Annotated in this window: 18 protein-coding genes; 10 read left to right on the forward strand and 8 right to left on the reverse strand. The window is 72.2% G+C overall.

The annotated features are described in order from the left end of the window. Positions 1-77 precede the first annotated feature (77 nt). Entirely contained in the window at positions 78-533 is a 456-nt protein-coding gene (locus BLV72_RS12840) for a DUF3499 domain-containing protein (protein WP_093462316.1), read from the reverse strand. A gap of 341 nt (positions 534-874) precedes the next feature. Here BLV72_RS12840 and BLV72_RS12845 point away from each other — a divergent pair, with 341 nt between their 5' ends. Continuing rightward, entirely contained in the window at positions 875-1,294 is a 420-nt protein-coding gene (locus BLV72_RS12845) for a metallopeptidase family protein (protein ID WP_059149238.1), read from the forward strand. 198 nt (positions 1,295-1,492) lie between these two features. Here the strand turns inward: BLV72_RS12845 and BLV72_RS12850 are convergent, their stop codons facing one another. The 3 genes from BLV72_RS12850 to BLV72_RS12860 all read right to left on the reverse strand — a co-directional run bounded on the left by BLV72_RS12850 (position 1,493) and on the right by BLV72_RS12860 (position 7,776). Next, the gene (locus BLV72_RS12850; RefSeq protein ID WP_093462317.1) at positions 1,493-3,061 is read right to left on the reverse strand and encodes a DUF5719 family protein; all 1,569 of its coding nucleotides are present in this window, start codon (positions 3,059-3,061) and stop codon (positions 1,493-1,495) included. After that, on the reverse strand, positions 3,058-7,107 hold the full coding sequence (locus tag BLV72_RS12855; RefSeq protein WP_093462319.1) for a glycosyltransferase: 4,050 nt from the start codon (positions 7,105-7,107) through the stop codon (positions 3,058-3,060). Before BLV72_RS12855 ends, BLV72_RS12850 begins: the two co-directional genes overlap by 4 nt. 405 nt (positions 7,108-7,512) lie before the next feature. Then, positions 7,513-7,776, reverse strand: a complete 264-nt coding sequence (locus tag BLV72_RS12860) for a WhiB family transcriptional regulator (RefSeq protein WP_004952403.1) — start codon at positions 7,774-7,776, stop codon at positions 7,513-7,515. A 710-nt stretch (positions 7,777-8,486) separates the two neighbouring features. Between BLV72_RS12860 and BLV72_RS12865 the strand changes: the two genes are divergently transcribed. From BLV72_RS12865 to BLV72_RS12880, 4 genes are all read left to right on the forward strand, one after another. Beyond that, complete coding sequence (locus BLV72_RS12865) at positions 8,487-9,020, forward strand: cysteine dioxygenase (RefSeq protein ID WP_093462321.1); 534 nt, start codon at positions 8,487-8,489, stop codon at positions 9,018-9,020. Positions 9,021-9,069: 49 nt separating this feature from the next. Then, positions 9,070-10,041 (forward strand): 2-phospho-L-lactate transferase, encoded by a 972-nt coding sequence (cofD, locus tag BLV72_RS12870; protein ID WP_093462323.1) that lies wholly within the window; start codon positions 9,070-9,072, stop codon positions 10,039-10,041. Next, positions 10,038-11,513: a coenzyme F420-0:L-glutamate ligase gene (locus BLV72_RS12875; protein WP_425288372.1), complete on the forward strand. Its 1,476-nt coding sequence runs from the start codon at positions 10,038-10,040 to the stop codon at positions 11,511-11,513. Before cofD ends, BLV72_RS12875 begins: the two co-directional genes overlap by 4 nt. A gap of 912 nt (positions 11,514-12,425) precedes the next feature. Beyond that, positions 12,426-13,337, forward strand: coding sequence for a DNA-3-methyladenine glycosylase family protein (locus BLV72_RS12880; protein ID WP_093462327.1), 912 nt, complete (start codon positions 12,426-12,428; stop codon positions 13,335-13,337). 388 nt (positions 13,338-13,725) lie between these two features. On the opposite strand, the gene manB is transcribed toward BLV72_RS12880, so the two are convergent. Both manB and BLV72_RS12890 read right to left on the reverse strand, forming a co-directional pair. After that, positions 13,726-14,832 (reverse strand): mannose-1-phosphate guanylyltransferase, encoded by a 1,107-nt coding sequence (gene manB / locus BLV72_RS12885; protein WP_093462329.1) that lies wholly within the window; start codon positions 14,830-14,832, stop codon positions 13,726-13,728. 72 nt (positions 14,833-14,904) lie between these two features. Next, positions 14,905-16,575: a peptidoglycan recognition protein family protein gene (locus tag BLV72_RS12890; RefSeq protein WP_093462330.1), complete on the reverse strand. Its 1,671-nt coding sequence runs from the start codon at positions 16,573-16,575 to the stop codon at positions 14,905-14,907. Positions 16,576-16,703: 128 nt separating this feature from the next. Between BLV72_RS12890 and BLV72_RS12895 the strand changes: the two genes are divergently transcribed. The 4 genes from BLV72_RS12895 (at position 16,704) to BLV72_RS12910 (ending at position 22,448) form a co-directional block, all read left to right on the forward strand. Continuing rightward, the gene (locus tag BLV72_RS12895) at positions 16,704-17,456 is read left to right on the forward strand and encodes a TIGR03089 family protein (RefSeq protein ID WP_093462332.1); all 753 of its coding nucleotides are present in this window, start codon (positions 16,704-16,706) and stop codon (positions 17,454-17,456) included. Between the two features lie 223 nt (positions 17,457-17,679). Beyond that, the gene (locus BLV72_RS12900; protein WP_093462333.1) at positions 17,680-18,798 is read left to right on the forward strand and encodes an LCP family protein; all 1,119 of its coding nucleotides are present in this window, start codon (positions 17,680-17,682) and stop codon (positions 18,796-18,798) included. 227 nt (positions 18,799-19,025) lie between these two features. Next, entirely contained in the window at positions 19,026-20,714 is a 1,689-nt protein-coding gene (locus tag BLV72_RS12905) for an LCP family protein (RefSeq protein ID WP_093462335.1), read from the forward strand. 78 nt (positions 20,715-20,792) lie between these two features. Continuing rightward, positions 20,793-22,448 (forward strand): LCP family protein, encoded by a 1,656-nt coding sequence (locus BLV72_RS12910; protein ID WP_093462337.1) that lies wholly within the window; start codon positions 20,793-20,795, stop codon positions 22,446-22,448. Between the two features lie 89 nt (positions 22,449-22,537). Here BLV72_RS12910 and BLV72_RS12915 read toward each other — a convergent pair whose 3' ends face one another. Then, a complete protein-coding gene (locus tag BLV72_RS12915) occupies positions 22,538-23,554 on the reverse strand; it encodes a glycosyltransferase family 2 protein (protein WP_093462338.1) in 1,017 nt (338 codons plus the stop codon). A gap of 219 nt (positions 23,555-23,773) precedes the next feature. Between BLV72_RS12915 and BLV72_RS12920 the strand changes: the two genes are divergently transcribed. Continuing rightward, positions 23,774-25,228 (forward strand): LCP family protein, encoded by a 1,455-nt coding sequence (locus BLV72_RS12920; RefSeq protein WP_093462340.1) that lies wholly within the window; start codon positions 23,774-23,776, stop codon positions 25,226-25,228. A gap of 6 nt (positions 25,229-25,234) precedes the next feature. On the opposite strand, the gene BLV72_RS12925 is transcribed toward BLV72_RS12920, so the two are convergent. After that, positions 25,235-25,807, reverse strand: coding sequence for an acyl-CoA thioesterase (locus BLV72_RS12925; protein WP_093462341.1), 573 nt, complete (start codon positions 25,805-25,807; stop codon positions 25,235-25,237). Positions 25,808-25,810: the final 3 nt, after the last annotated feature.

The following is a 25,810-nucleotide window of genomic DNA, read 5'->3' on the forward strand; positions in this document are numbered from 1 at the left end:
AGAAGATCGCGGGGAGGTGCGGGAAGATCACGGGGAAAGTGCGGGGAGATCGCGGGGGAAGCGCGGGGAGGAGCCGATCAGGACTCGGGCGACCGCAGGACCCGCAGATGGCCGCGGCGCGCGACCTCGCGCGGGTCGCCCTCCCGGCCGCCGTGTCCGCTCCCGGCTCCGGGGCCTCCCGAACCGGACGCCGCCCCAGCAGCGCGCTCATGCGGGCGGGCGGCCTCGCGGACCGCGTTGGCCAGCGCCTCCAGATCGTCACCGCTGGGCCGCGTCGGACCGGTGTCGACGGCGAGCCGGACGACCTCCCAGCCACGCGGGGCGGTCAGCCGCTCCGAGTGCTCCGAGCACAGGTCGTAGCAGTGGGGCTCCGCGTAGGTGGCGAGCGGCCCGAGAACGGCGGTCGAGTCCGCATAGACGTACGTCAGCGTCGCGACGGCGGGGCGGCCGCAGGCGGTGCGCGAACAGCGACGTACAGGGCTCACGACGTTGGACGGTACCGCACTCTTGAGCGGGCCGCGACGACTCTCCACCAGCTCACTCCGCCGTGTCGTCCTGGTTCGCCCCGTGCACCCGAAACGTGAACTTACCGGTTGACCAGCACGGACTTCAGGCGCGGCAAAAACCGCCGACAACGAATCCGGTCAGCACTCGAACCGAGAGGGGTCATCCTGGGCCAGAGAAGCGACGCAAGAGACGTCCGTTTTTGGACCCAAGCATGGCTGGAATGCTCATTTGGCGACATCCGGCACGGCTGTCCGGTAAGCGCACGGGGGCGGGCAGGCGACGGCTACCCTCGTGAGTGATGACCAGGCCCGTACATCCCCATCAGTCCGAGCCGCGCCCTCGCCGTCGCGACCGCCACGGACGAGGTATGCGCGGCCCTATCGCGCCGCCCCAGGTGCCGCTCTCGGTCAGCCGCGCGGAGTCCTTCGTCGATCTGGTGCAGGACTCGGCCGAGCGGCTGGAGAGACGCTGGCCACAGCTCTCCGGAGTCGACTTCACGGTGCTGGAGGTGCCCACGTCGGGACTGGGCGGCCCGGGGTCGGGCGGGGGTCCGGACGGGCACGGCGGGCCGGACGGCTGGGACGGCGAGTCCGTGCCGCTCGGGCGCTTCATCGCGGCCCGCGGGGACACGCCGGACCGGATCGTGATCTACCGCCGCCCGGTCGAGATCCGGGCGAAGAACCGGGACGAGCGGGCGCTGCTGGTGCATGAGGTCGTGGTCGAGCAGGTGGCGGAGCTGCTGGGGCTGGCCCCGGAGTCCGTGGACCCTCGGTACGGACAGGAGTAGCGGGCCGCGGCCCCTCCCGAGGCACGACGCGCCCCGAGGCGCGGGCTGCCCCGGGGACGGGCCGCGAGCCCCCTGGCAGGCTCCGGCGCGGGCCGCGAACCCCCGTGGCAGGCCCCGGCGCGGGCCGCAGGGCCCCAGGGCGCAGGAGCGGCCCCCAGACGCCCCCGAGTGCGGCCCTAGCCGTCCCCAGGCGCGGCTCTAGTCGTCGTTGAGCAGGGACAGGTCCTGGCCCGCCTCGGGCACCGCGACCATGCCCCGGTCGTCCGGCAGCGGCTGGATCGTGAACATCGGCACCCCGCCCTGCGGCAGCGCCAGCATCCGCGAGGCGTGCACCGGGCCGCCGGAGAGCCGCTCGACCGTCACCGCGTACGGGCCCTTGCCCGAGGCCGGGTGCGGCGGTTCCAGCGCCTGGGTGGTGCCGCCCTTGACCTCGTAGGTCTTGCTGACCGGGCTGCCGCCGCCGGCACCCGCCGAGGCGGTGATCCGCACCTTGGCGGTCGCTCCCGGCGCCACCAGGGAGAGCGTCGAGCCCTTGGTGCGGTTGTCGGCCGCGGTGGCGCTGCGCTCGATCGCGCCGGTCGCCGGGATGAACGCCGTCTCCTGGTCGCTCCCCTTGCCCCGGGTCACCTGGAGCCCGGCCACCACCGGCGTCGCCGGACCGTCGCCGCCCTCGGGGGTGAGCAGCAGCGAGCCGGGCTCGCCCTTGGTCACGTCGCCGAGGTCGATCGCGGTCGTCATCCCGCTCTTGACGTGCAGTGACTCATGGCCGGCGGGGGTGATCGAGTTGTTCGGCCCGGCCAGCCGCACCTTGAGGTCGGCGTCGTCGGCCCCGGGCGCGAAGACGACCAGGCGCGCCGAGGTGGCGTCCTTGGGGATGCCGGGGATCGCCACGCTCGTCGAGGGCACGGCGGAGGCCGGGAGCCAGTCGCTCCCCGCCTTCTGGTCCACGGCCTGTACGGCCGCGCCGAGCCGGCCGGTGCGGGCCGTCACGCGGAGCGAGGCACTGGCCGCCCGCTGCTCGGTGAGGGTCGAGAGCAGGACCGGCACGGTGGAGCGCGGCGGGACCGTGATCGACTCGTCGGTCGAGGGCTTCAGCCGACCGCTCGGTCCGTAGAGCTTCAGATCCACCTCGGCGGCGGCGTCGTCCGGGTTCGTCAGGTGGACGAAGTCCTGGCGGTTCTTGTCGGTGCTGACGCCGGGGAACCAGAAGTCCGTGTCGGGGGCGGTGCACGCGGTGCCCAGGATGCCGCGTCCGCTGCCCGCGTCGATCGTGGTGGTCTGCTGGACGGTCCAGCCGGGCGCGAAGCGGCCGTCGGCGGTGCCGATGAGCGCGGGGGCGCCCTCGCTGTCCACGTCGGTGGTGACGGGCTTCCCGGGCTCCTTCAGGGGCAGTACGGGCTTGCCGCCGCCCGGGGACGCCTGGCCGCCCTTCTTGTCGTCCTTGCCGTTCTCGTCGTCCTTACCGCCGTCATCGCCGCCGGGATCCGCCACGTCATCAGCGGGGTTCTGGGCGGGCAGCAGTTCGGCGGTGCCGTCCTTGGCGTCCACGCCGTCCCGCTTGGGCGTGTAGGCGGTGTAGGTGGTGCCGCTCACCTCCGAGGAGGAGGGCGTCGGGCACAGCAGCGTCGAGCGCTGCACGGGCAGCCGGGTGGCGGCCTTCGCGGCGGAGTCCGTGTCATCGGAGGAGCCCCCGGTGAGGGCCGCGACGCCGGTGACGGCGGCCAGGGCCGTGGCGGCGCCGATCAGGGACAGGGTGGTGCGGTTCATCGCTGCTGCTCGCTCCCGTCGCGGCGGTCCTCGGGGTCGGCGCCGCCGTACGTCGTATCGCCCTGCGGGGGGTGGCCGCCGTCGGGGTAGGGCTGCTGCTGGTCGTAGCCGTAAGGGTCGGTGTACTGGCCGCCCGCGTACGGGTCCGCCGGGTACTGGCCCTCTTGGAACTGACCCTCCTGGTACTGGCCCTCCTGATAGCCCGCCGGGTAGCCGGTGTCCTGATAGCCGCCCTGGTAGTCACCGGCCGGGTACTGGCCGCCGGGGTACTGACCCGGGTAGCCCTCGCCCTGGTACTGCTCGCCTTGGTACTGCTCCCCCTGGTACTGATCGGCCGGGTACTGGCCGTATCCGGCGTCGGCGTACGTCTGGGCGTCCCACTGCTGCCCGTACTGCTGCTGGTGCGGTACGGCCTGCTGCTGATGCGGCACCGCCGCGTACGGGTCACCGGCGGCCGTCCGGTCGCCGTACGGATCGTTCGCCACCGCCTGGTCGCCGTAAGGGTCGTTCGCCGCCGCCCGGTCGCCGTAAGGGTCGCCCATGGCGGCCGGTTCGGCGAGCGGCCGCAGCGGTGGCTCGCCCGGCTGCGGGGGGATCTCGTCCGGCCGCGGGGGCACGGCGTCCGCGGCGGCCGGATCCGGCTCGGGCCGCCCCTGGGTGGCCTCGGCCTGTACGGCCTGCGCCTCCGCGGCGGCCCGCAGCCGCCGCGCCCGGCGTCCGTCGCCCGCCAGGTCCTCGGCGGTGATGACGGCGGCCGCGGCCTCCGCGTCCGGCAGGTCGTCGTCGACGTTCCGCCGGCGGCCCGGCAGTGCGAGCACCAGCAGCACGACCGCGAGCAGCCCCTGCGCCCACACCCACGCGGTATGCGTGATGGGCGTGTCGTAGGTGAGGTCCAACCGGCCGCCGGTCGCCGGGAGTTCGAAGCCCTGCGCCCAGCCGTCGACCGTCGTCGCCTTCAGCGGCTTGCCGTCGAGCGTGGCCTGCCAGTCGGGCGCGGACCGGTCGGCGATCCGCAGCACCCGCCCGGCCGCGCCGTCCGGCACCGTGGTGTGCGCCTCGACCGGGCCGGACGCCACATGCACCGGCTTGGCCGCCGCCCCGCCCGCCGGGCGGCCCGAGGACTCCGCCGGGACGATGGAGACCCGCGAGACCCGCTGGTCGACCCGCCACAGCACCCCGCCGTGCTCCCGGCTGAGCTGGGTGAGGCCCGGGGTCGCGTTCAGCACCCGCTCCATCTCGGACGGCGCGCCCTTCTGGACGTACACATAGCGCACCGCGTAGCCGCCGAGCTGCCGGGTCTGGTCGGCGCCGGAGCCCGCGATCAGATTGGCCACGACACCGTCGAGCCGGGTGTCGGCGCCGCCCGCCGCCGCGAGTTCGCCCTCGCCCAGCCGGGCGCCGGAGCCGCGCACCAGGGCGTAGTCGGCATGGGCGGCGCTGCTGCCGCCGCCGAGCACCAGAGTGCGGGCCTGGTCCTCGGTGGCGCTCTCCGCCGCCACGAACGCCGGAACCTGCGAGGGGTCGCGCCGCCCCACCGGGCCGTCCGCGCCGCTCACCATCCAGCTGACGGCGGCGTACAGCGGCGCGGCGACCGTGGCGACCGCGATCAGCAGCGCCACCGGCTGGCGCCAGCCGAAGCTCTGCGCCGCGACCCGCTCGCGCGCGTTCTCGGCGCCGACCACACCGGCGGTCAGCAGCGCCAGGCCGTAGACGAGGGTCGCGGGCCCGGCCCAGCCGGAGCCGCCCGTGAACGCCGCGAAGAGGAAGCCGGTGAGCGCCACGACCCACGCGGTGCGCACCACCGTCTGCCGCTCCCCGCGCATCAGGGCGGCGAGGGCGGCCAGGACGAAACCGAGCAGCGCCAGCGTGCCGCCGCCCTTGGGGCCGCCGGGGCTGAGCGCGAGCAGATCCAGGGCGGACGCCGAACCGGCGCCGCGGTCCAGCCCGGCCTCCTCGAGGAAGCGGGCGGGGTCGGTAAGGAGATCCAGCGACCAGGGGGCGAGCACGACGAGCGGGGTGACGACCACGGTCAGGAACCGCAGCCCGTACCCCATGAGCTGCTCGGTGCCGCTCTGCCGGTGGCGCAGGACGAGCACGCCGGCGCCCAGGAGGAGCGCCATCGGCCAGACGACCGGGGTGAAGGCCATGGTGAACGTCAGCAGCAGCGCGTAGGCCCACGCCGCCCGCCAGCTCGGCAGCCGCGTCCCATTGCTGGTGAACCCGCTCGCGGCGGCCGCGGCCCGGGCCATCAGCGGCAGCAGTATGGCGAGCACGGCGGTGCCGAGCCGCCCGCCCGCGAGCGCCCCGGTCGCGGCCGGGAGGAAGGCGTACGCGACGCTTCCCCAGGCGCGCAGCAGCCGGGACTCGACCAGCGGCCGGGACGCGAAGTACGCGATGAACCCGGCCAGCGGCACCGAACAGACCAGCAGCAGGGTCAGCGTGAAGCCCGTGGAGCCCAGGAAGACCGTGCCCAGCGCGGCGAGGGCGGCCAGATACGGCGGCGCGGACTGCGTTCCGCCGGTGCCGACCGGATGCCAGCCGTCCACATAGCTCGACCACAGCTCGGAGACATGAGCGGGCGCGGGCAGCAGGGCGCCGCCCGCGAGCGCGCCCGCGCCGAGCAGATCCCGGCAGGCGACCAGCGAGACCACCAGCAGGACGAGGAAGAGCATCGGACCGGGCTTGCGCGCGATCCGCTTGAGCCGGGCGAACTGCTCGATCTCCAGGAAGTCGGCGTCATCGCCGCCGGGCCCGGACTCGACCGCGCCGTGCCGCCCGCCGGAGGACAGTTCGGGCTCGGAACGGCCGCCTATATTGCTGGCGACCTGCTCGACCGTCGCCCTTACGGTCGCGCCGGGCGGTGGGAACAGCGGCCTCAGCTCGCTCGGCTCCGCCGCGGGGCGGCCTCTGCGCTTGCGCGCGGCGAGGATCCGCCCCGGCCGCAACAGGATGCCGAAGAGACCGGCGACCTCGTCCAGGGCCTGCCCCGGCACCTTGCCCACGAGATAGGCCAGGGTGCGCAGCAGCGTGCCGAACAGAAGCCGCAGCATCACATAGGGCAGCAGCGCGCCACGGGTGTTGACCAGCAGGGTGTAGACGGCGCCGGCCTTGTCCACGCGATGGGGGTTCGCCACGGAGCGCCCCACGCAGTCGATGGGCCGCCGCTCGCGCGCGGACGCCTCCGCGTGCCGCAGCACGGCGTCCGGAGCGATCAGCACCTGGTGGCCGGCCGCCTGGGCACGCCAGCACAGATCGACGTCGTCCCGCATCAGGGGCAGCCGGGCGTCGAAACCGCCCAGCTCCTCCCACACATCGCGGCGCACCAGCATGCCCGCGCTGGACACCGACAGCACGGGGCGCACCTGGTCGTGCTGGCCCTGGTCCTGCTCGCGCCGCTCCAGTCCGGTCCAGCGGCGGCCGCTGCGAGCGATACTGACGCCGACTTCGAGCAGCTGCCGGCGGTCGTACCAGCCGCGCAGCTTGGGGCCGACGATCGCGGGCTCGCGGTTGGCGGTGAGCTCGGCGTCGACGACCCGCAGCAGCTCGGCCAGCGCGTCGGGCTCGGGCGCGCAGTCGTCGTGCAGCAGCCACAGCCACTGGACGGGCTCGCCGTGCGGCAGCTCCGGCAGGTCGTACGCGTCGTCGCGCCAGGTCCGGTTGACGGGGTCCCAGCCGCTGGGGCGCTTGAGGTAGGTGAGCTCCTCGGGGCCGAGCACCGGCGCCGTACGGACCGCCTCGGCGACGGCCGTGCCGAAGCCGCTGCGGCGCGCCATATGCAGCACCCGCTCGTCGCCGAGGGCCTCGGTGAGCAGCCGGGCGGAGTCGTCGGCGCTGCCGGTGTCGGCCGCGACGACGCTCTGGACTGGGCGCTCCTGGCCGAGCAGACCGGACAGCGCGTCGGGCAGCCAGCGGGCGCCGTCGTGGGCGACCAGGACGGCGGTGACGACATGACGCGGATAGGCCGGTGTCTGAACCGGTTCTTGAGCGGGCGCAAACGCGGCGTTGGCGGCCGGATATTGGGCCGCCTGGTGGCTGTGCACGGACATCGAGGTACGGGCCCCGGTTCGCTGGACTGCGGTGGACGCGCGCCCCCTGGGGGCGTTGGAGCGTCTCGGACGGGGCCCCACACTAACGGCTGTGTATGCGACCGGTCCGCCTCCCGTCACCATGCGGGCGGGGGGCGGACCGGTCGCGGTGGCTCACTCCGCCGCGAACTGTGCGGATATGGCAGCGCGGGTCATACGGTTCCGGCAGGGCTGACGGGCCCTCAAGCCGGACGGGGCCGACGGGCGCCACGAGTCGGCGCGGCCGGCGGGGCCCATGCGCCGACGGGTCGACGGGGCCCACAAGCCGCCGGGGCCGACCGCTCGGACAGGTCCGACGGGTCGACGGGACCGACGGGTCGACGGGACCGACGGGTCCGGCGAGTCGGACGGGTCCCGCGGCGGGTGTCAGACGGCGGCCTTCTTCAGTCGGCGGCGCTCGCGCTCGGACAGACCACCCCAGATGCCGAACCGCTCATCGTTGGCGAGGGCGTACTCGAGGCACTCGGAACGGACCTCACAGGCGAGGCAGACTTTCTTCGCCTCACGGGTGGATCCGCCCTTTTCCGGGAAGAACGATTCCGGATCGGTCTGGGCGCACAGCGCGCGCTCCTGCCAACCGAGCTCCTCGTCCGCCTCTTCGACCAGCAGTTGCTGGAACAACTCGGTCATGTGCGCCCCTCGTCTGTCTTTGCGTCCCCGTGCCTGATGCCGTCGATGAAGCGGCAGAACGACACGAGTGAAATTACAAGTGTGCCGATCCGGGCCAGTCAAGCCGAGATCTGCTATTGGGCCTCTTATTCACTCTGCGGAACCAAGGCTGCGCGGAAAGTGTTCAAATCGGCCTAAACGCGACACCTTCCCCATCCGACGCCCGAGTCCCTCCTCTCACGCTCACCGAGGAGGACGCCACCGACGCCGGTCCCGTTGCATCGCACGGGAGATGGGGCGGGGTGGCGCAGGGGTCGTGCGGGGATCGTGCAGGGGTCGTGCGGGGGTGGTGCGCGTTGATGCGCGTTGATGCGCCGTCTCACCGGTACAACGCGCGCACAAACCTTTCTGCCTCCATAGCGACCGGATGAGGTGAACCTTGAGCTGAAACGTGAGATCAAGTTGACAGCGCGCGGCGATCCGGGTCTCCTTGGTCGCATGTCAGTGACCCACGCGCCCCTGCCGACCCGTGACCACGGGTTCCGCTGCGCCGTGCAGGCTCGCTGTCGCTGTTCGAGCTGTTGATGCCCTCCGAGCTCCAGCTTTCTCCGCGTTTCCCTCGCTTCGCCTACGGCGTCTCGTCCTGAGACCACGTTCGCACCGCACTTCGCGCCCTTACCGCCTCCCCAAGGCGCACCTCTCCGCGCCCTTCCCGCCGAGGAACCCCCGCCATGAACAGCGACGTCCAGATCGCCGGTGACCCGCTCGCCATCCCGCATCTGCTGCCGCCCGTACCCGCGCACCCCTCCACCGTCTCCGCCTTCGCGGGCCTGGCCCGCACCATCGCGGCCGACCGCGACGGCTGGGCATCCCTCGTCCAGTACGACGCCACCAGCCGCTGGTACCACCGGCTGCGCACCGGCCCCGGCTATGAGGTGTGGCTGCTCAGCTGGGTGCCCGGACAGGGCAGCGGAGCCCATGACCACGGCCGCTCCTCCGGGGTGCTGACCGTGCTCCAGGGCGAGCTCACCGAACGGGTGGGAACGCGCGGCGTGCGGCATGCGCTGCGCGCCGGCGCACAGCGCGTCTTCGCGCCCGGTTATGTGCACGACGTCGTCAACGACGCCCTCGAACCGGCCGTCAGCCTGCACATCTACTTCCCCGGGCTGACCGAGATGCCGCTGCACCCCACCCAAAGCGCCGAGTTGTCCGCCCCCGCCGCCCCTGTCGCGGCCCCCGGCACGCTGGGCGCCCCGGGTCGCTGAGCCGCCCCGAACGCCCGCGATGTCCGGGGCTGCTGCCAGACTGTCTCCCATGCGCATTGTGGTTCTGGCAGGCGGTATCGGCGGCGCCCGTTTCCTTCGCGGTCTGATGTCGGCGGCTCCGGACGCCGACATCACCGTCATCGGGAACACCGGCGACGACATCCACCTCTTCGGTCTCAAGGTCTGTCCCGACCTCGACACCGTGATGTACACCCTCGGCGGTGGCATCCACGAGGAGCAGGGGTGGGGCCGGGCCGACGAGACCTTCACCGTCAAGGAGGAGCTGGCGGCGTACGGGGTGGGGCCCGAGTGGTTCGGCCTCGGCGACCGCGACTTCGCCACGCACATAGTCCGTACGCAGATGATCGGCGCGGGCTATCCGCTGAGCGCCGTCACCGAGGCGCTGTGCGCCCGGTGGCAGCCAGGGGTGCGGCTGCTGCCCATGACGGACGACCGCGTCGAGACCCACGTCCTGATCGACGACCCGGACGCCCCGGACGGCGAGAGCCGTAAGGCCGTCCACTTCCAGGAGTACTGGGTGCGGCTGCGCGCCTCCGTGCCCGCCCACGCCGTCGTTCCCGTCGGCGCCGACCAGGCCAAACCGGCGCCCGGCGTCCTGGAGGCCATCGCCGACGCCGACGTCGTCCTCTTCCCGCCGTCCAACCCGGTCGTCAGCGTCGGCACGATCCTCGCCGTGCCCGGTGTGCGCGAGGCCATCGCCGACGCCGGGATCCCGGTCGTGGGCCTGTCCCCCATCGTGGGCGACGCGCCCGTGCGCGGCATGGCCGACAAGGTGCTCGCCGCCGTCGGCGTCGAGTCCACCGCCGCCGCCGTCGCCAAGCACTACGGCTCCGGGCTGCTGGACGGCTGGCTCGTCGACACCGTGGACGCGGGCGCGGTCGATGAGGTCGAGGCCGCCGGGATCCGCTGCCGGGCGATCCCGCTGATGATGACGGACCTCAAGGCCACGGCGGCGATGGCGGCCGAGGCGCTGATGCTGGCGGAAGAGGTGCGGGGATGAGCGCGTTGCGGGACGGGGCGGGTGGCATGTCGGGGGACGCGGCGCGGGAGCTGCCGTCGTATCAGGTGTGGGCCCTGCCCGGTATGCCCGAGGTGCGGCCCGGTGACGACCTCGCCAAGCTCATCGCCGACGCCGCGACCTCCGGTGGGCTGCCCGGGCTCGCGCACGGGGATGTGCTGTTGGTCACCTCCAAGATCGTCAGCAAGGCGGAGGGGCGCGTCGTCGAGGCGACCGACCGCGAGGCGGCCATAGACGCCGAGACGGTGCGGGTCGTGGCGCGGCGCGGCCGCACCCGGATCGTCGAGACCCGGCACGGGTTGGTCATGGCCGCCGCCGGGGTCGATGCCTCCAACACCCCGTCCGGGACGGTCCTGTTGCTCCCCGAGGACCCCGACGCCTCGGCGCGGGCGATCCGGGCCGGGCTGCGGGAAGTGCTCGGCGTGGAGGTCGGCGTCATCGTCACCGACACCTTCGGGCGGCCCTGGCGGACCGGGGTCACCGACGTCGCCATCGGGGCCGCGGGGGTGCGGGTCCTGGACGATCTGCGCGGCGGCGTCGACGCGTACGGAAACGCGCTGAGCGCGACCATCGTCGCCACCGCCGATGAGCTGGCCGCGGCGGGTGACCTGGTCAAGGGCAAGGCCGATGGGTTGCCGGTGGCGGTGCTGCGGGGGCTTCCGCAGGTGGTGGCGTTCGAGGGGCTGGTCGACGGGTCTGATGGGGCGGGCGGGTCTGATGGGGCGGGCGGGTCTGATGGGTTCGGTGGGTTTGGTGGACCGGATGGGCTTGGCGGGTCTGACGGGCAAGGGGTCGATGAAGGTGCGCGGGCGTTGGTGCGCGGCGCCGCGGACGACATGTTCCGGCTGGGCACCTCCGAGGCCGTACGGGAGGCCGTGACGCTGCGCCGTACGGTCCGGGAGTTCACCGACGAGCCGGTGGACGGCGCGGCGGTGCGGCGCGCGGTCGCCGCCGCCGTCACGGCGCCGGCGCCGCACCATACGACGCCGTGGCGCTTTGTCCTGCTGGAGTCGGAGGAGTCGCGGACGCGACTGCTGGACGCGATGCGGGATGCCTGGATCGCCGACCTGCGGGGGGACGGCTTCTCGGAGGAGAGCATCGCCAAGCGGGTGCGGCGCGGCGATGTGCTGCGCAAGGCGCCGTACCTGGTGGTCCCGTGCCTGGTCGCGGATGGCGCCCACACCTACCCCGACCCGCGGCGGAACACGGCGGAGCGCGAGATGTTCGTGGTCGCGGCGGGCGCCGGGGTGCAGAACCTGCTGGTCGCGCTGGCGGGTGAGGGGCTGGGGTCGGCGTGGGTGTCGTCCACGATGTTCTGCCGCCCGGTGGTGCGTGAGGTACTGGGCCTGCCGGACGACTGGGACCCGATGGGCACGGTCGCGGTGGGCCAGGCGGCAGTTCCGCCGGCGGCGCGGGCGGAGCGGGGGGTCGAGGGGTTCGTGGTGGTGCGGTAGGGCGTCGGGGCGGGGGGTTCGGGTCCGGGGGGCGGGTCCGGGGGGCGGGTCCGGGGGCGGGTACGGGGGCGGGTACGGGGAGCGGGTCCGAGGTTGCCGATGCCGCGGGTGAGCTGAGCGGAGCGGTTGTGCGGGCTGGTCGTGCGTGGCGGTTGCGCGTGCCGGTTGCGCGTGCCGGTTGCGCGTGCCGGTTGTGCGGTGGGGTCGTGTGCGCGGGGGCAGGGGGGCGCGCGTTGTGCGGGGTGGGGGCACGGGTGCGAGAGCGTTTGCTGGGGTGCGCCGCGGGGTTGCCCTCGGGACGGGGCGCACTTGGGGCGCGGTGGGGCGTGTGGTGAGTGCCGGGTGCGGGGCCTCCGGGGCGGCGCCCTGGACCGTATATTTACGGCGCCGTTGGCCGGGGGCGTTGTGTTGGTCGGGGATTGGCGCCACAAATACACGTAAGCGTCCAGGACACCACCCCTGCGGCCCCGCCCCCTCCCGCCGTCCCGCGGCCACCCGTCGGTGGCACAGAGCGCCTGCCCCTCCCACCTCCAGCCCGTAGGCCGGGTGCTGGACGGAGGTGGGAGCGACCCCGCCCCCTCCCGTCTCACCGGCGGCTCCCCACCGGTGGCACCAGGCGCCTGCCCCTCCCACATCCAGCCCGGAGGCCGGGTGCTGGACGGAGGTGGGAGCGACCCCGCCCCCTCCCGCCGTCCCGCGGCCACCCGTCGGTGGCACCGGGCGCCTGCCCCTCCCACATCCAGCCCGGGAGGGGGTGGTGGTGGGCGCGACCCCGCCCTCTTCCGTCTCGTCGGCGTCCGCGCCCCGGTGGCACAGGCCGTTTGTCCGTCGTGCGTTCAGCCCGTGGGAGCGGCCCCCACCCCCGGTGACACCGGGCGCCTGTCCGGCCCGCGTGGGTCGTAGGGTGGCGGGGTGTGTGTGAGACGTACCTGGAGCCCTTCAGGGCCCTGCGACCTCGCGCGTAACCTCGGCGTGCTGCAGCGAGGCCCAGGGGATCCCGCGTTTCAGGTCGGCGCGGACGGCGCCTTCTGGCGGGCGAGCCGGACGCCGGCCGGGCCCGGGACCATACGGATCGCGCGCAAGGGTGCGGAGGTCGAGGGCAGGGCCTGGGGGCCGGGTGCGGAGTGGCTGCTGGACGGCCTGCCCGCCCTCCTCGGGGCGGACGACGACCCCTCCACGTTCGTACCCCGCCATCGGCTCGTCCACGAGGCGCACCGCCGCCACCCCGGTCTCCGGCTCATCCGCACCGGGCTGGTCCTGGAATCCCTGATTCCCTCGATCCTCGAGCAGAAGGTCACCGGCGTCGAGGCGTACCGCGCCTGGCGGCTGCTGCTCCAGCGCCATGGCGAGCCCGCGCCCGGCCCGGCCGAGGGGATGCGGATGCGGGTCATGCCCGATCCGCGTACCTGGGCGCTGATCCCGTCGTGGGAGTGGCACCGCGCGGGCGTGGACACCAAGCGCTCCTCGACGATCCTGCGGGCCGTCCGGGTCGCCCGACGACTGGAGGAGGCCACATCCATGGACCTCGCCACCGCCTCCGCCCGGCTGCAACTGATCCCGGGCATCGGGCCCTGGACGGCGGCGGAGACCCTGCAGCGCAGCAATGGCACCCCGGACGCGATCACGGTCGGGGATCTGCATCTGCCGCAGATCGTCGGCTACGCGCTCACCGGAGAGCGGGGTGCGGACGACGAGGCGATGCTCGAACTCCTGGCTCCCTACGCGGGGCAGCGCTACCGTGCGACCCGGCTGATCCTTCTGTCCGGCCGCACTCCGCCCCGCCGCGCGCCGCGCTTCGCGGTCAGGGACTTCCGGACGATGTAGGCCCTCGGAGGGCCTCGGTTCGGGCAAGGGCCCCCACACCCCTTGCGAAACGAGGGGCTCCGCCCCGGACCCCGCTCCTCAAACGCCGGAGAGGCCGAATTCACGCCACCGACGGGGAGCCGCCGACGAGACGGGAGGGGGCGGGGCCGCAGGGGTGGTGTCCTGGACGCTTACGTGTATTTGTGGCGCCAATCCCCGACCAACCCAACGCCCCCGGCCAACGGCGCCGTAAATATACGGTCCAGGGCGCCGCCCCGGAGGCCCCGCACCCGCCACCCACCACAAACAGCAAGCGCACCCCAGCAACCACCACCGCACCCGCACCCGCACACAGCGGAACCCGCACACAGCGGAGCCCTCAGGGCAACCCGCCCTACGGCGCCCCCCGTCACTGGTCGGACGAGAAGCGGACCGCCCCCGCCGGGATGTCCGCGCCGCACCACACCCGTACGCCGTCCCGCAGCTCGTTGTCCGGGCCGACCAGCGCGCCGTCGCCGACCACCGCGCCCTGCAGCACCGTACGGGCGCCGATGCGCGCGCCCGCGCCGACGAGCGAGTCGCACACCTGGGCGCCCTCCTCCACGACGGCGCCCTCCAGCACCGTGCTGCCGTCGATGCGCGCGCCCGCGCCCACCCGGGCCTGTGGGCCGATGACCGTGCCGCCGGTCAGCTTGGCGTCGCCCGCGACGGAGGCGCTGTCCAGGACGAGGCGGTCGCCGCAGCGCCCCGGGACGGCCGGGGAGGGGGCCCGGCCGAGCACCAGGTCCGCGGAGCCGCGGACGAAGGCCTGGGGGGTGCCGAGGTCGAGCCAGTACGTGGAGTCGACCATGCCCTGCAGATGCGCGCCCGCGGCCAGCAGACCGGGGAAGGTCTCGCGTTCGACGGAGACGGGGCGGTCGGCGGGGATGGTGTCGATGACCGAGCGGTTGAAGACGTACGCGCCCGCGTTGATCTGGTCGGTGACGATCTCCTCGGGGGTCTGCGGCTTCTCCAGGAAGGCGGTGACCCTGCCCTGTTCGTCGGTGGGCACCAGCCCGTACGCGCGGGGGTCGGGGACCCGGGTGAGGTGCAGGGAGACATCGGCGCCCGTCGTGCGGTGGTTGTCGACGAGGGCGCGGATGTCGAGGCCGGTGAGGATGTCGCCGTTGAAGATCAGCACCGGGTCGTCGGGGCCCGAGCGCAGCCGGGAGGCGACGTTGCGGATGGCGCCGCCGGTGCCGAGGGGTTCCTCCTCCGTGACGTACTCCAGATGCAGACCGAGCGCGGAGCCGTCACCGAAGTACGGCTCGAAGACCTCCGCCAGATAGGAGGTGGCGAGCACGATGTGCTCGACCCCGGCGGCGCGGGCGCGGGCGAGTTGGTGGGTCAGAAACGGAACGCCGGCCGCCGGGACCATCGGCTTGGGAGTGTGCACCGTCATCGGGCGCAACCGGGTTCCCTTGCCGCCGACCAGGAGGATCGCCTCTGGCGATGGCGTTGCTGGCGCAATGGTCACGTAACGTCTCTGCTTCCTGCTGGGGCTCGCCGGTCGGCGGCCAGTGTATGCAGATCCCCGGACCGCGCCTGATCAGCGCCCCTGGAGGCGGGCGGCTGTCTTCCGTACCGAACCGAGCTTCTTGTAGAGGTCCTTGCCGGGGCACTCGGTGGCGAAGCCGTCGCGGTGACCTGCGATCACATGGAGCTTTACGTTGGCGCCCTTTTTGTACTTGTTGCCGCCGCCGGACACCAGATGCGTGGTGCCACGCGGATTTCGCTTGAAGAGACCCAGTTTCCACGCGGTGAGCTTGGCGATGGCCTTCACGGCCTTGGCGGAGGGCTTCTTGGTGGAGAAAGTACCGAGGACAGCGACGCCCATGCTGTTGGTGTTGAAGCCCAGCGTGTGCGCTCCGCGTACGGCTTTGGTCACACCGCCGGAGCGGCCTTCGTAGATTTTTCCGCACTTGTCGATGGTGAAGTTGTAGCCGTAATCGCGCCATCCCAGGCTCTTCACGTGGTAGCGGTAGATACTGCGCAAAACGGAGGGCGCCTGGGAGCAGCTGTACTTATTGCCCGTCACGGTGTGGTGGATGAAGGCGACCTTCACGGTCTTGCTGTAGACGTGGCCCGTTTCACGGATCTTCTCGTCGGCGCCCCAGCCCGCGCGGGTGACGATGCTGGGCCGCGGCGCGCTGTAGCGGGCTGCGTTCGCCTTGGTCGCCTCCTCGGCGAGTACGTCGGGCGGCGGCGTGGAGGGGGTGGCGTGCGTGGCGTGGGCGGAGGGGTACGGCAGTGGCTCGGCGGATGACCTGGAGGGTCTGGGGGCCGACGGCTTCGCGGACCACCTGGAGGGCCAGGACGGCCTGACGGATGGCTTGGAGGGCCTGATGGATGGCCTGGACGGCCCGGGAGACGGCCTCGCGGACCACCTCGAGGGCCCGGAGGGCCCCCAGGACGGCTTCCCGGACGACCCCGCCGACGGCCTCGCCGACGGCCTCGCGCCCGGCGCGGCACCCCCCGCCGTCGGCACCGGATGCGCCGGAAGGGCGCGCAATACGGCCCGGTCCGGGGGCGGCGCCGGGGCCTCGCCGGGGTCGATCAGCTCCAGCCGCAGCCCGGACGGCAGAGCCGCCGCCCGGGCACCGGCGCCCGCGTCCGCGACCGCGCCCCCGTCCGCATCCGCACTCGCGCCCGCACCCGCACTCGCACCCGGGTCCGCACCGGCGCCCCCGCCCGCGCTCCCATCCGCCGCCACCGCGCCTTCCGGCCGAACCCGCGCCTGGACGCCGTCCGATTCGCCGACCCACAGCGGCGCGGTGCCGCCGTGGGCCCGTACGCCGCGGAGTTCGGGCGAGTCGGGATCGGGGGCCTCGTCCCCGTACGGCAGCAGCTCGCGCCATGGCGACCACGCCCCGCCCGCCGCACGGGTGCGGACCTGTACCCGGCCGCGGAGGTCGGCGGAGGGCTGGTCCCAGACGACGCCGACGAGCGAGAACGGCCGTACGTGCGGCGCGGCGACACCCCGGTCGGCCGGGGCCGGAGCCGGAGCGGAAGCGTCGCCGCCGGGTGCGTCGCCGCCGGGTGCGGTCACGCTCCGGTCGAGTCCGTCCGCCGCGAGGGGAAGCAGCGGCAGCGACTGCGTGGAGCCGGGGGCGGCGATCCGCTCGGCCCGGGCGTGGGCGGGGCCGGGGTAGATGGCGAGGGGCAGGGCGAGGGCGGCGGTGCACGCGACGCCGATCGAGGATGCCAGGTATGCACGCATGATTGAAATCGTCTACATAAGGGGACAAACCTGTCCATTCGGAAGAGCGGCCACGTCGTGGACCGTTCGCTGAGCCGAGCCCCACCGACCCCGTCCGCTCCGCATCTTCGGCGCGTAGTCTTGCGCGCGTGAACGCCACCGATCGCACCCCCGCCGACCTGCTGGGATCCGCGCTCGCCGCGGACCCGCCCCGCCCGCTCGTGACCTTCTACGACGATGCCACGGGCGAACGTGTCGAACTCTCCGTGGCCACCTTCGCCAATTGGGTGGCGAAGACCGCCAATCTGCTCCAGGACGATCTGGCCGCCGCGCCGGGCGACCGATGCGCACTGCTGCTGCCCGCCCACTGGCAGACCGCCGTGTGGCTGGTGGCCTGTTCCTCGGTCGGGGTCCTCGTGGACATCGGGGGCGACCCGGCTTCCGCCGATCTCGTCGTCAGCGGCCCGGACACCCTCAAGGAGGCACGGGAGTGCTCCGGTGAGCGGGTGGCGCTGTCGCTGCAGCCGCTGGGCGGCCGGTTCCCCCAGCTGCCGGAGGGGTTCGCCGACTACGCCGTGGAGGTGCCCAGCCAGGGCGACCGCTTCGCCCCGTACTCCCCCGTGGACCCGGAGGCGCCCGCGCTGACCGTCGGCGGTGTGGAGCTGACGAGCGCGGAGGTGGTGGAGCGGGCGCACGCCGACGCCGCCGCGCAGGGGCTCGGGCCCGGTTCGCGGATCCTCTCGGGGCTTGCGTACGACAGCTGGGAGGGACTGTCGTATGGGTTGTACGCACCGCTGGCCACCGGCGGTTCGGTGGTGCTCTGCCGCCATCTGGACCGGCTGGACGAGAAGGGGCTGGCCGGGCGCAAGGAGAGCGAGCGCGTCACCGCGACCACGCCCTGAGGCCACGGCCACAGCCACAGCGCCCTCCACCTGGGACATTCCCGCCCCTGACCCGTCCGGCGGACCGCGGGCCGAGTCCACGGGCCGTGCCCGCCCACCCCGCGCGATGATCTACGGATACGTACAACCATGTACGGGCTTCGCATGTCTGTTCCGTTAATCGGTATCCCGGCATGCGATGCCGCTCCGCCCCCGGGCGGAAGACGGGTGGGAGGACGCGGACGTGACGACCGACAGCTCTGAGCCTGCGCCGAGACGCAGGCGCCGCTGGCCGCGTGTTCTCGCGCTGGGCGTGGCCATGCTGGTGCTGTCGGTCGCCGGGGCGGGGTGGTGGTTCTACGAGCGCCTCGACGGCAATATCCGCACCGATACCCGGACCGCGGACGAGCTGAAAAAGTACGAGGCCGAGCGGCCGGTGTCGGTGGTGCGGGACGCGCAGAACATCCTGCTGATCGGCTCCGACAACCGGGGCGGCAAGGGCAACGGCAAGTACGGCAAGGACACCGGCACCCAGCGCTCGGACACCACGATCCTGCTGCATCTGCAGGCCGGCGGAAAGAGCGCCACCGCCGTCTCCATCCCCCGCGATCTGATGGTGGACATCCCGGCCTGCGACCAGCCGGACGGGAAGCGGACCCAGGCCCGGTTCGCCCAGTTCAACTCGGCGTTCGAGGCCGGTGGCGCGGCCTGTTCGATCCGCACCGTCGAGAAGCTGACCGGGATCCGCGTCGACCACCATCTGATCGTGGACTTCAGCGGCTTCAAGCGGCTGGTGAACGCGGTCGGCGGGGTGGAGATGTGCCTGAAGGAGCCCGTGGACGACGATGACGCACATCTGAAGCTGCCCGCGGGCCGTCAGGTCCTCCACGGGGAGCAGGCGCTGGGCTATGTGCGCGCCCGGTACAGCATCGGCGACGGCAGCGACACGGAGCGTATCGGCAGACAACAGGAGTTCATGGGCTCGCTTGTGAAGAAAGTGCAGAGCAATGGTGTGCTGCTCAATCCGGCCAAGCTGTACCCGGTGCTCAACGCGGCGACGTCCTCGCTGACCACGGATCCGGGGCTGGATTCGCTCAAGGATTTGTACGCGCTGGTGCGCGGGGTGCGGGACATCCCGCGGGAGAAGATCCGGTTCCTCACGATTCCGCGGCAGCCCTACACGTACAACAAGAACCGGGATGAGCTCGTGCAGCCCGACGCGGACCGCTTGTTCCGGCAGTTGCGGCTCGATCGTCCGGTGCCGGTGGCCCACACCGTCACCGCCTCGACGGGCGGCGACCAGAAGGCCGGCAACCTCAGCCCGTACCAAGGGACGACGGCCGCGCGCGGCATCTGCGAGTAAAAGCACGTTAAGGGCGGCCCGCGAATCGTGAAGGATGAGATAAGGATTGGGCAGATTGCCCAGTTGTAGGGAAGTGGAATTTGTCACCGGCGTCGCTTGACGCTGATCCGGGCGGATAGTGTGAGCGATCCGGTGCGCTCTACGAGGTGGCCGCGCACTGCACGAAGACAGATGGAGCGCCTTGAGGGGGAGGCGCCGCGTGGCACCGACGGAGGACACAGACGACCGTGGACGCGCAAGGCCCTGGCGGGGCGGGTGACTTCGACCCAGCCGATCAGTGGGTGTTCGACCCGAATACGGGCAATTACGAGCTGCGGCTGAATCCCGCCGAGACATCGGAGGACACCACCGAGCTGCGACGGGTCACCAGATCGTCGAGCGGTGACGGCGCCGGCGACTCCGAGCCGAGGGGACGCCGCCGCGCGGCCAAACGGGAGTCGGAGAAGGAGAAGGAGACCGGCCCGGTCAGCCGTCGCAAGCCGAAGCCGAAGAAGTCGAAGACGAAGAAGGCGCTGTACTGGGGCAGTGGCACCCTGGCCTTCCTGCTGGTGGGCGGTTCGGCCGCGGCGTACTTCGTCTATCAGCACCTCAACAACAACATCAGCAAGATCGACGTCGGCGAGAACAACGCCGCGGTCTCCGACGGCCCGATGAACATTTTGCTGATCGGCACCGACCGGCGCGACGGCAAGGGCAACGAGGGGTACGGCGACGCGGGGAGCGTCGGTCACGCCGACACCACGCTGCTCTTCCATGTCTCCGAGGACCGGTCGAACGCGACGGTGCTGAGCTTCCCGCGCGACATGATCACCGACGTCCCGGACTGCACCGTGAAGGAAGACGGCCAGGAGAAGACCATCCCGGGCGAGGACGAGGTGCGGTTCAACACCAGCCTGGGCCAGGAGGGCCGCAACCCCTACTGCACCTGGCAGACGGTGGAGAAGATCACCGGCCTGAACATCAGCCACTTCATGATGGCCGACTTCAACGCGGTCAAGGAGATGTCCACGGCGGTCGGCGGGGTGGACATCTGCCTCGGCAAGGACATCAACGACCCCAAGTCGCACCTGAACCTGAAGAAGGGGCGGCACACGGTCAAGGGCGAGCAGGCCCTGGCGTTCGTCCGGACCCGGCACGCCGTCGGCTTCGGCGGCGACCTGGACCGCATCAAGCTGCAGCAGCAGTTCCTGAGCTCGCTGATGCGCAAGATGAAGGACAGCGGGACGCTCACCAGCCCGGGCAAGATGTGGGACCTGGCCCAGACCGCCACCAAGGCGCTCACCGTGGACACCGGGATCGGCACCGTCTCCAAGCTGGCCTCCCTGGGGAAGAACCTGAGCAAGGTCGACCTCAAGAACGTCACCTTCGCGACCATCCCGGTCGTCGACAACACCGACGGTGCGACCGTGCTGCTCGACAAGACCAAGGCCGAGCCGCTGTTCTCCATGGTCCGTCAGGACGTGTCCCTGACCGAGGTCAAGAAGAAGGAGAAGGCGGCCAAGGACGAGCAGGCGGCGCGGCTGAAGGGGCCGAAGTCCGATCCCGCCGAGGTCCGGGTCAAGGTGCTCAACGGCAGCGGGCAGTTCGGCGCCGCCCAGGAGACCGTCGACTGGATGCAGAACACCGAGGGGATGCTCCTCACCAGCAACGGCGGAAACGCTCCGTCAGAGCTGAAGAAGACGACGCTGGAGTACGCTCCCAACCAGGCCGACCAGGCGCGTCGGCTGGCCGACAGCATGGGGCTGCCCGCCTCCGCCATGAAGGAAGGCACCAAGGACGCCGAACCGAAGGCGGAGATGAGCCTGACGCTGGGCGCCGACTTCAAGGGCGCCGGCACACCGATCTCCGCTCCGACGAAGGCGCCGAAGGACATTCAGAGGGTCGAGGCCGACGACAAGAACGTCTGCGCCAAGTGACCGTCGCCGGCCGGCGGACCCATCGCGTCCATCAGGGTCCTTCGGGCCGGACGACCTAGAGAGTGCGGGGAGGGCCCGATGGGGCAGAGCAGTGTGCGGGGGGAAAGAGGGCGCAGAGCCGCCGTCCCCGAGCCCCGCGAGCCCGGTGAGGACGGCGGCCCGCAGGAAGGAAAGCGCCCCGCGTCATCGGACGCGGGGCGCCGCTCGAGCGGTGAAGGGCGGCCGAGCGGCAACGGGCGGCGCGGCAAGGAGCGGCCGCAGCGGAGTCGCGGGGTGCGGATCCTGCGCTGGACCGCCCTGACGCTGGCCGTGCTGGTACTCGGCGCGGCCGGCGCCGGATACTTCTACTACGAACACCTGAACGGCAATCTGAAGAAGGAAGCTCTGGACCTCGGCGACAGCAAGATCGGCAAACCCGAGCCGAACGCCGCCGGCCAGACCCCCCTCAACATCCTGCTCATAGGCTCCGACAGCCGGAACACCGCGGAGAACGTCAAGCTCGGCGGGGCCAAGCAGGACGCGGACCGCAAGCCGCTGGGCGATGTGCAGATGCTGGTCCATGTCTCGGCCGACCGCAGCAATATGTCGGTGGTCAGCATCCCGCGCGACACCCGGGTGACCATCCCCCAGTGCACCGATCCACACGACGGAACGGTGTATCCGAAGACCGAGGGGGCCATCAACGAATCGCTCCAGCACGGCGGTCCGGGCTGCACGGTCGCCACCTGGAAGGAGCTCACCGGCCTCTACATCGATCACTTCATGATGATCGACTTCTCCGGGGTGGTCTCCATGGCGGACGCCATCGGCGGTGTCCCGGTGTGCGTGGACGACAACGTCTACTCCCATGACAGCAAGGGCCATGGCTCCGGGCTGAAGCTGACCAAGGGCACCCACAACGTCAAGGGCGTCCAGGCCCTCCAGTGGCTGCGCACCCGCTACGGCTTCGAGGACAACACCGACATCGGCCGGGCCAAGGCCCAGCACATGTATATGACCTCGATGATCCGCCAGCTGAAGTCGGGCACCAAGCTCAGCGACCCGGGCAAGCTGATGGACCTCGCGGAGGCCGCCACCGAGGCGCTGACCGTCGACCATGGCCTCGGCACCGTCAAGAACCTGTACGACCTGGGCAATGACCTCAAGCGGGTGCCGACCAAGCGCACCACCATGAGCACCATGCCCTGGGAGTACGGCGGCGGCGGGGAGTATGTGCTGCCCAAGCCGGGCGACGCCGAGCAGACCTTCTCGCTGCTGCGCAACGACATCGCGCTGGACGGCAAGGACAAGAAGAAGCCCGACGCCACCCCGGCGCCCACCGCGCCCAAGGAGCAGATCCCGGTGGTGGTGCAGAACGGGACCGCCAGCACCGTCCTGGGGCCGGTCTCCGGCCGGGCCTCGGTCATCACCTCCGAGCTGGTGCGGCTGGGCTACGCCAAGGCCACCGCGAACACGGAGCTCATCTCGCAGGCCGACACCACCGTCCTCTACCCGGGCGAGGACCGGCAGGGCGACGGCCTGGCCGTGGCCAAGGCGCTGAAGCTGCCGAAGTCCGCGGCGAAGTCGTCCACGTCGGTCCAGGACATCACCGTGGTGGTCGGCAACGACTGGCGCGAGGGCACCGCCTATCCGAAGCCGGCGACGGACGACGACGGCAAGGCGCCCGAGAGCGCGGACGCGCTCAACGGCGAGGAGAAGGGCTGTATGAAGGTCAACCCGGGCTACAGCTTCTGACGCTCCCGTGACGGCACGACGAAAGCGCGCCCCGTGACGGCACGACAAAGGGGCCGGACCCGCGGCGGGTCCGGCCCCTGCGCGTAGGGCTACGGGGCCATGACCGCCGGGCGGCGGCTGGCGATGACCCGCTTGGCGAGCGCCCGCGGGCTGGTCAGAAAGCCCCAGCCCCAGGACATGTGCATGGTCGCGAGCGCCACCGGGACCCGCAGCCGGGCGGCCACCGGAAGTCCCTTGCCCGCCGGGATCGAGCCCGCGACGATCGCGGCCAGATAGCCGCCGGGGATCACGAAGGCCCATGGGGTGACGGCCGCGCCCACCACGATGCCCGCCGCGATGGCGACGACGGCGGTCGGCGGGGCGAGATAGCGCAGATTGATCGAGCCCTGGTGGAAGCGGGCGACGACATGGCGCCAGCGCCCGTAGTCCTTGTACTGCTTGGCCAGGGCCCGCACGCTCGGCCGCGGCCGGTAGGAGACCTTCAGCTCGGGCGAGAACCAGATCAGCCCGCCGGCCTCGCGGATCCGGAAGTTCAGCTCCCAGTCCTGGGCGCGGATGAACTCCTCGTTGTAGCCGCCCTGCTGTTCCAGCGCCTCGCGCCGGAAGACGCCCAGATAGACGGTTTCGGCGGGGGCCGCGTCGCCGCCGGTGTGGAAGGCCGCGTTGCCCACGCCGATCTTGGAGGTCATGGCGGCGGCGACGGCCTTCTCCCAGTCGTTCTCGCCCTCGGCGTGCATGATCCCGCCGACGTTCTGCGCGCCGGTCTCCTCCAGGAGCCGGACGGCGGTCGCGATGTAGTTCGGCGAGAGCATGCCGTGGCCGTCGACCCGCACCACCACCGGGTGGCGGGATGCCTTGATCGCCGCGTTCAGGGCGGCGGGGGTGCGGCCCGTGGGGTTGGGGACCGTATGCACCCGGGGGTCCTCCGCCACCAGTTCGGCGGCGATCTCGTCGGTACGGTCCGCGGACGGGCCGAGCGCGATCACCACCTCCATCTCGCCGTCGTACTCCTGCTCCAGGATGTGCCGCACGGCATTGCGCAGATGGCGTTCCTCATTGAGCACCGGCATGATCACGGAGACGGCCGGGAGCTGATGCGGGGGCATGGCACCTCGGGGTTCGGGGGCCGGGCCCCAGGAGACTGGGGGTGGGGCCCCAAAAGGACTGCGATATCGCGCCCACGTTACCGCGAATGGTGGACACCGGAACGCGCCGCCCGGGTGGCAGCGCGCCACACGGGCGGCGTGGGGCCGTCAAAGCGATCGTCGTATGGGCCTACGGTGAGGCGGTTCCACCCAGCCCACCCGTTCACGGAGGTCCCCGGAGTGAGTGCACCGGCCCGATCGCCGCGCCCGCCGCGCCCCCGCTCCCGCCGCCCTCGCTGGGGGCTGCGGCTCGCCACGGGCGGCGCCGCTCTGGTGCTGGCGGTCAGCGGCATCGGGCATCTGCTGGTCAGTGAGCTCGAATCCGGGATCCACCGGGTGGATGCCTTCGGCGGCCTGGACAACCGGCCGAAGAACACCGGCGGGGGCGTCAACTTCCTCGTGGTCGGCACGGACGGACGGGAGAAGATCACGCCTCGGGCGAAGGCGCTGTACCGGCTGGGCGGAGCCCCCTGCCGCTGCACCGACACGATCATGCTGATGCATCTGTCGGCCGACCACCGCCGGGTCAGCGCGGTCAGCCTGCCCCGCGACTCGTACGCCCGGATCCCCACGTACACCGACGCCACCGGCAAGCGCCATCCGCACCATCCGCGGAAGCTGAACGCCGCGTACGCCGAGGGTGGGCCGAGCCTGACCGTGCGCACCGTGGAGCATCTGACCGGCGTCCATATCGACCACTACCTCGAGGTGGACTTCACCAGCTTCATGAAGACCGTCGATGTGCTCGGCGGGGTCAAGATCTGCACCGCGCGGCCGCTCAAGGACGACCACACCGGTCTTGACCTGGCGGCCGGCACCCATGTGCTGAACGGCGGCCAGGCGCTGCAGTACGTCCGCTCCCGGCATGTCGACGGCACCTCCGACCTGGGCCGGATCCAGCGCCAGCAGCGCTTCCTGGCCGCCGTGGTCCACCAGACCACGGCCGGTGGCATCCTGCTCAACCCGGTGCGGTTCAACCGGGTGGCCGGGGCCCTGCTGGGCTCGGTCCGCGCCGACCACGGCTTCGGGGCGGCGGACATGGTCGCCCTGGGGCGGGCGATGAGCGGTGTCACCCCCGCGTCCTCGGAGTTCGCCTCGGTCCCGGTGATCCTGCCCGGCGTCCCGGTCAAGGGGTCCGGCTCCACGCTCCGCTGGGACCAGCCCAAGGCCGAGCGGCTCTTCGCCACCCTCCGCGAGGACCGGCCGCTGGTCGCCGACCGCCCGAAGCGTTCCGGCGCCACCCCGGTCGAGGTGGACCCGGGCCGGGTGCGGGTCCATGTGCTCAACGGCACCAATACGGCGGGGCTCGCCCGCCGCGCGGACCGCGCGCTGCATGCCACCGGCTTCGCCACCACCGGCTCCCCCGCCGACGCCGCGACCCCCGACGTCCGGCGCACGGTGATCGCGTACGACCCGGTCTGGGACCGCTCGGTGCGCTCGCTGGCGGCCGCGCTGCCCGGGGCCCGGCTGAAGCCGGTGGTCGGGCAGGGCGCGGTGATGCAGATCACCATCGGCGCGGACTACGCGGGTGTGCGGCGGGTCCGGGTCGAGAAGCCGCGGACCGACGCAGCCGGGTTCGGGGCCGTCACCGGCGACGAGGTCGTCTGCCCCGAGGGCGCCACCCGCTCCCTCTGACCGGGGTCACCGCGGGCCGGCGTCCTCGGTGTCGTCGTCGGCGCGCGGGGCGACGCGCCGGGCGCGGAGTTCCTTGATCGCGCGACGGCGGGCCAGCCGGTGGGTCCGGCGGATCTCGGCCTCCTGGTAGCGCCGCTTGTCCCGCTCGGTCCCCGGGATGACCGCGGGCACCGGCCGGGGCTTGCCGTCGGCGTCGACGGCGGCGAAGACCAGATAGGCGCTGCCGACCTGGGTGGCGGGCGTGGACTCGTTCCACCGCTCGGCCAGCACCCGCACCCCGATCTCCATGGAGGACCGGCCGGTCCAGTTGACCTGGGCCTTCACATGGACGAGGTCGCCGACTCTGACCGGTTCGAGGAAGACCATCTCGTCCATCGACGCGGTGACCGCGGGCCCCTCGGAGTGGCGTCCGGCGACCGCTCCGGCCGCGTCGTCCACCAGTTTCATGATCACGCCGCCGTGGACGGTCCCGAGCAGATTGGTGTCACTGCCCGTCATGATGTGTGACAGCGTGGTGCGGGAGGCGGAGGTGGGCTTTCCCGGAAGCTCCGGTTCCGCACCGTGGGCCTGATTGGTCATGCC

The sequence above is a fragment of the Streptomyces melanosporofaciens genome (genome assembly GCF_900105695.1).
In the GTDB taxonomy this organism is placed as follows: domain Bacteria; phylum Actinomycetota; class Actinomycetes; order Streptomycetales; family Streptomycetaceae; genus Streptomyces; species Streptomyces antimycoticus.

Bases quoted from the DNA above. Each gene is read 5' to 3' on its own strand.
- BLV72_RS12890 (WP_093462330.1), bottom strand. From the start codon at position 16,575: ATGCGTGCATACCTGGCATCCTCGATCGGCGTCGCGTGCACCGCCGCC.
- BLV72_RS12865 (WP_093462321.1), top strand. From the start codon at position 8,487: ATGAACAGCGACGTCCAGATCGCCGGTGACCCGCTCGCCATCCCGCAT.
- BLV72_RS12925 (WP_093462341.1), bottom strand. From the start codon at position 25,807: ATGACCAATCAGGCCCACGGTGCGGAACCGGAGCTTCCGGGAAAGCCC.
- BLV72_RS12845 (WP_059149238.1), top strand. From the start codon at position 875: ATGCGCGGCCCTATCGCGCCGCCCCAGGTGCCGCTCTCGGTCAGCCGC.
- BLV72_RS12855 (WP_093462319.1), bottom strand. From the start codon at position 7,107: ATGTCCGTGCACAGCCACCAGGCGGCCCAATATCCGGCCGCCAACGCC.
- BLV72_RS12850 (WP_093462317.1), bottom strand. From the start codon at position 3,061: ATGAACCGCACCACCCTGTCCCTGATCGGCGCCGCCACGGCCCTGGCC.
- cofD (WP_093462323.1), top strand. From the start codon at position 9,070: ATGCGCATTGTGGTTCTGGCAGGCGGTATCGGCGGCGCCCGTTTCCTT.
- BLV72_RS12875 (WP_425288372.1), top strand. From the start codon at position 10,038: ATGAGCGCGTTGCGGGACGGGGCGGGTGGCATGTCGGGGGACGCGGCG.
- BLV72_RS12910 (WP_093462337.1), top strand. From the start codon at position 20,793: ATGGGGCAGAGCAGTGTGCGGGGGGAAAGAGGGCGCAGAGCCGCCGTC.
- BLV72_RS12915 (WP_093462338.1), bottom strand. From the start codon at position 23,554: ATGCCCCCGCATCAGCTCCCGGCCGTCTCCGTGATCATGCCGGTGCTC.
- BLV72_RS12860 (WP_004952403.1), bottom strand. From the start codon at position 7,776: ATGACCGAGTTGTTCCAGCAACTGCTGGTCGAAGAGGCGGACGAGGAG.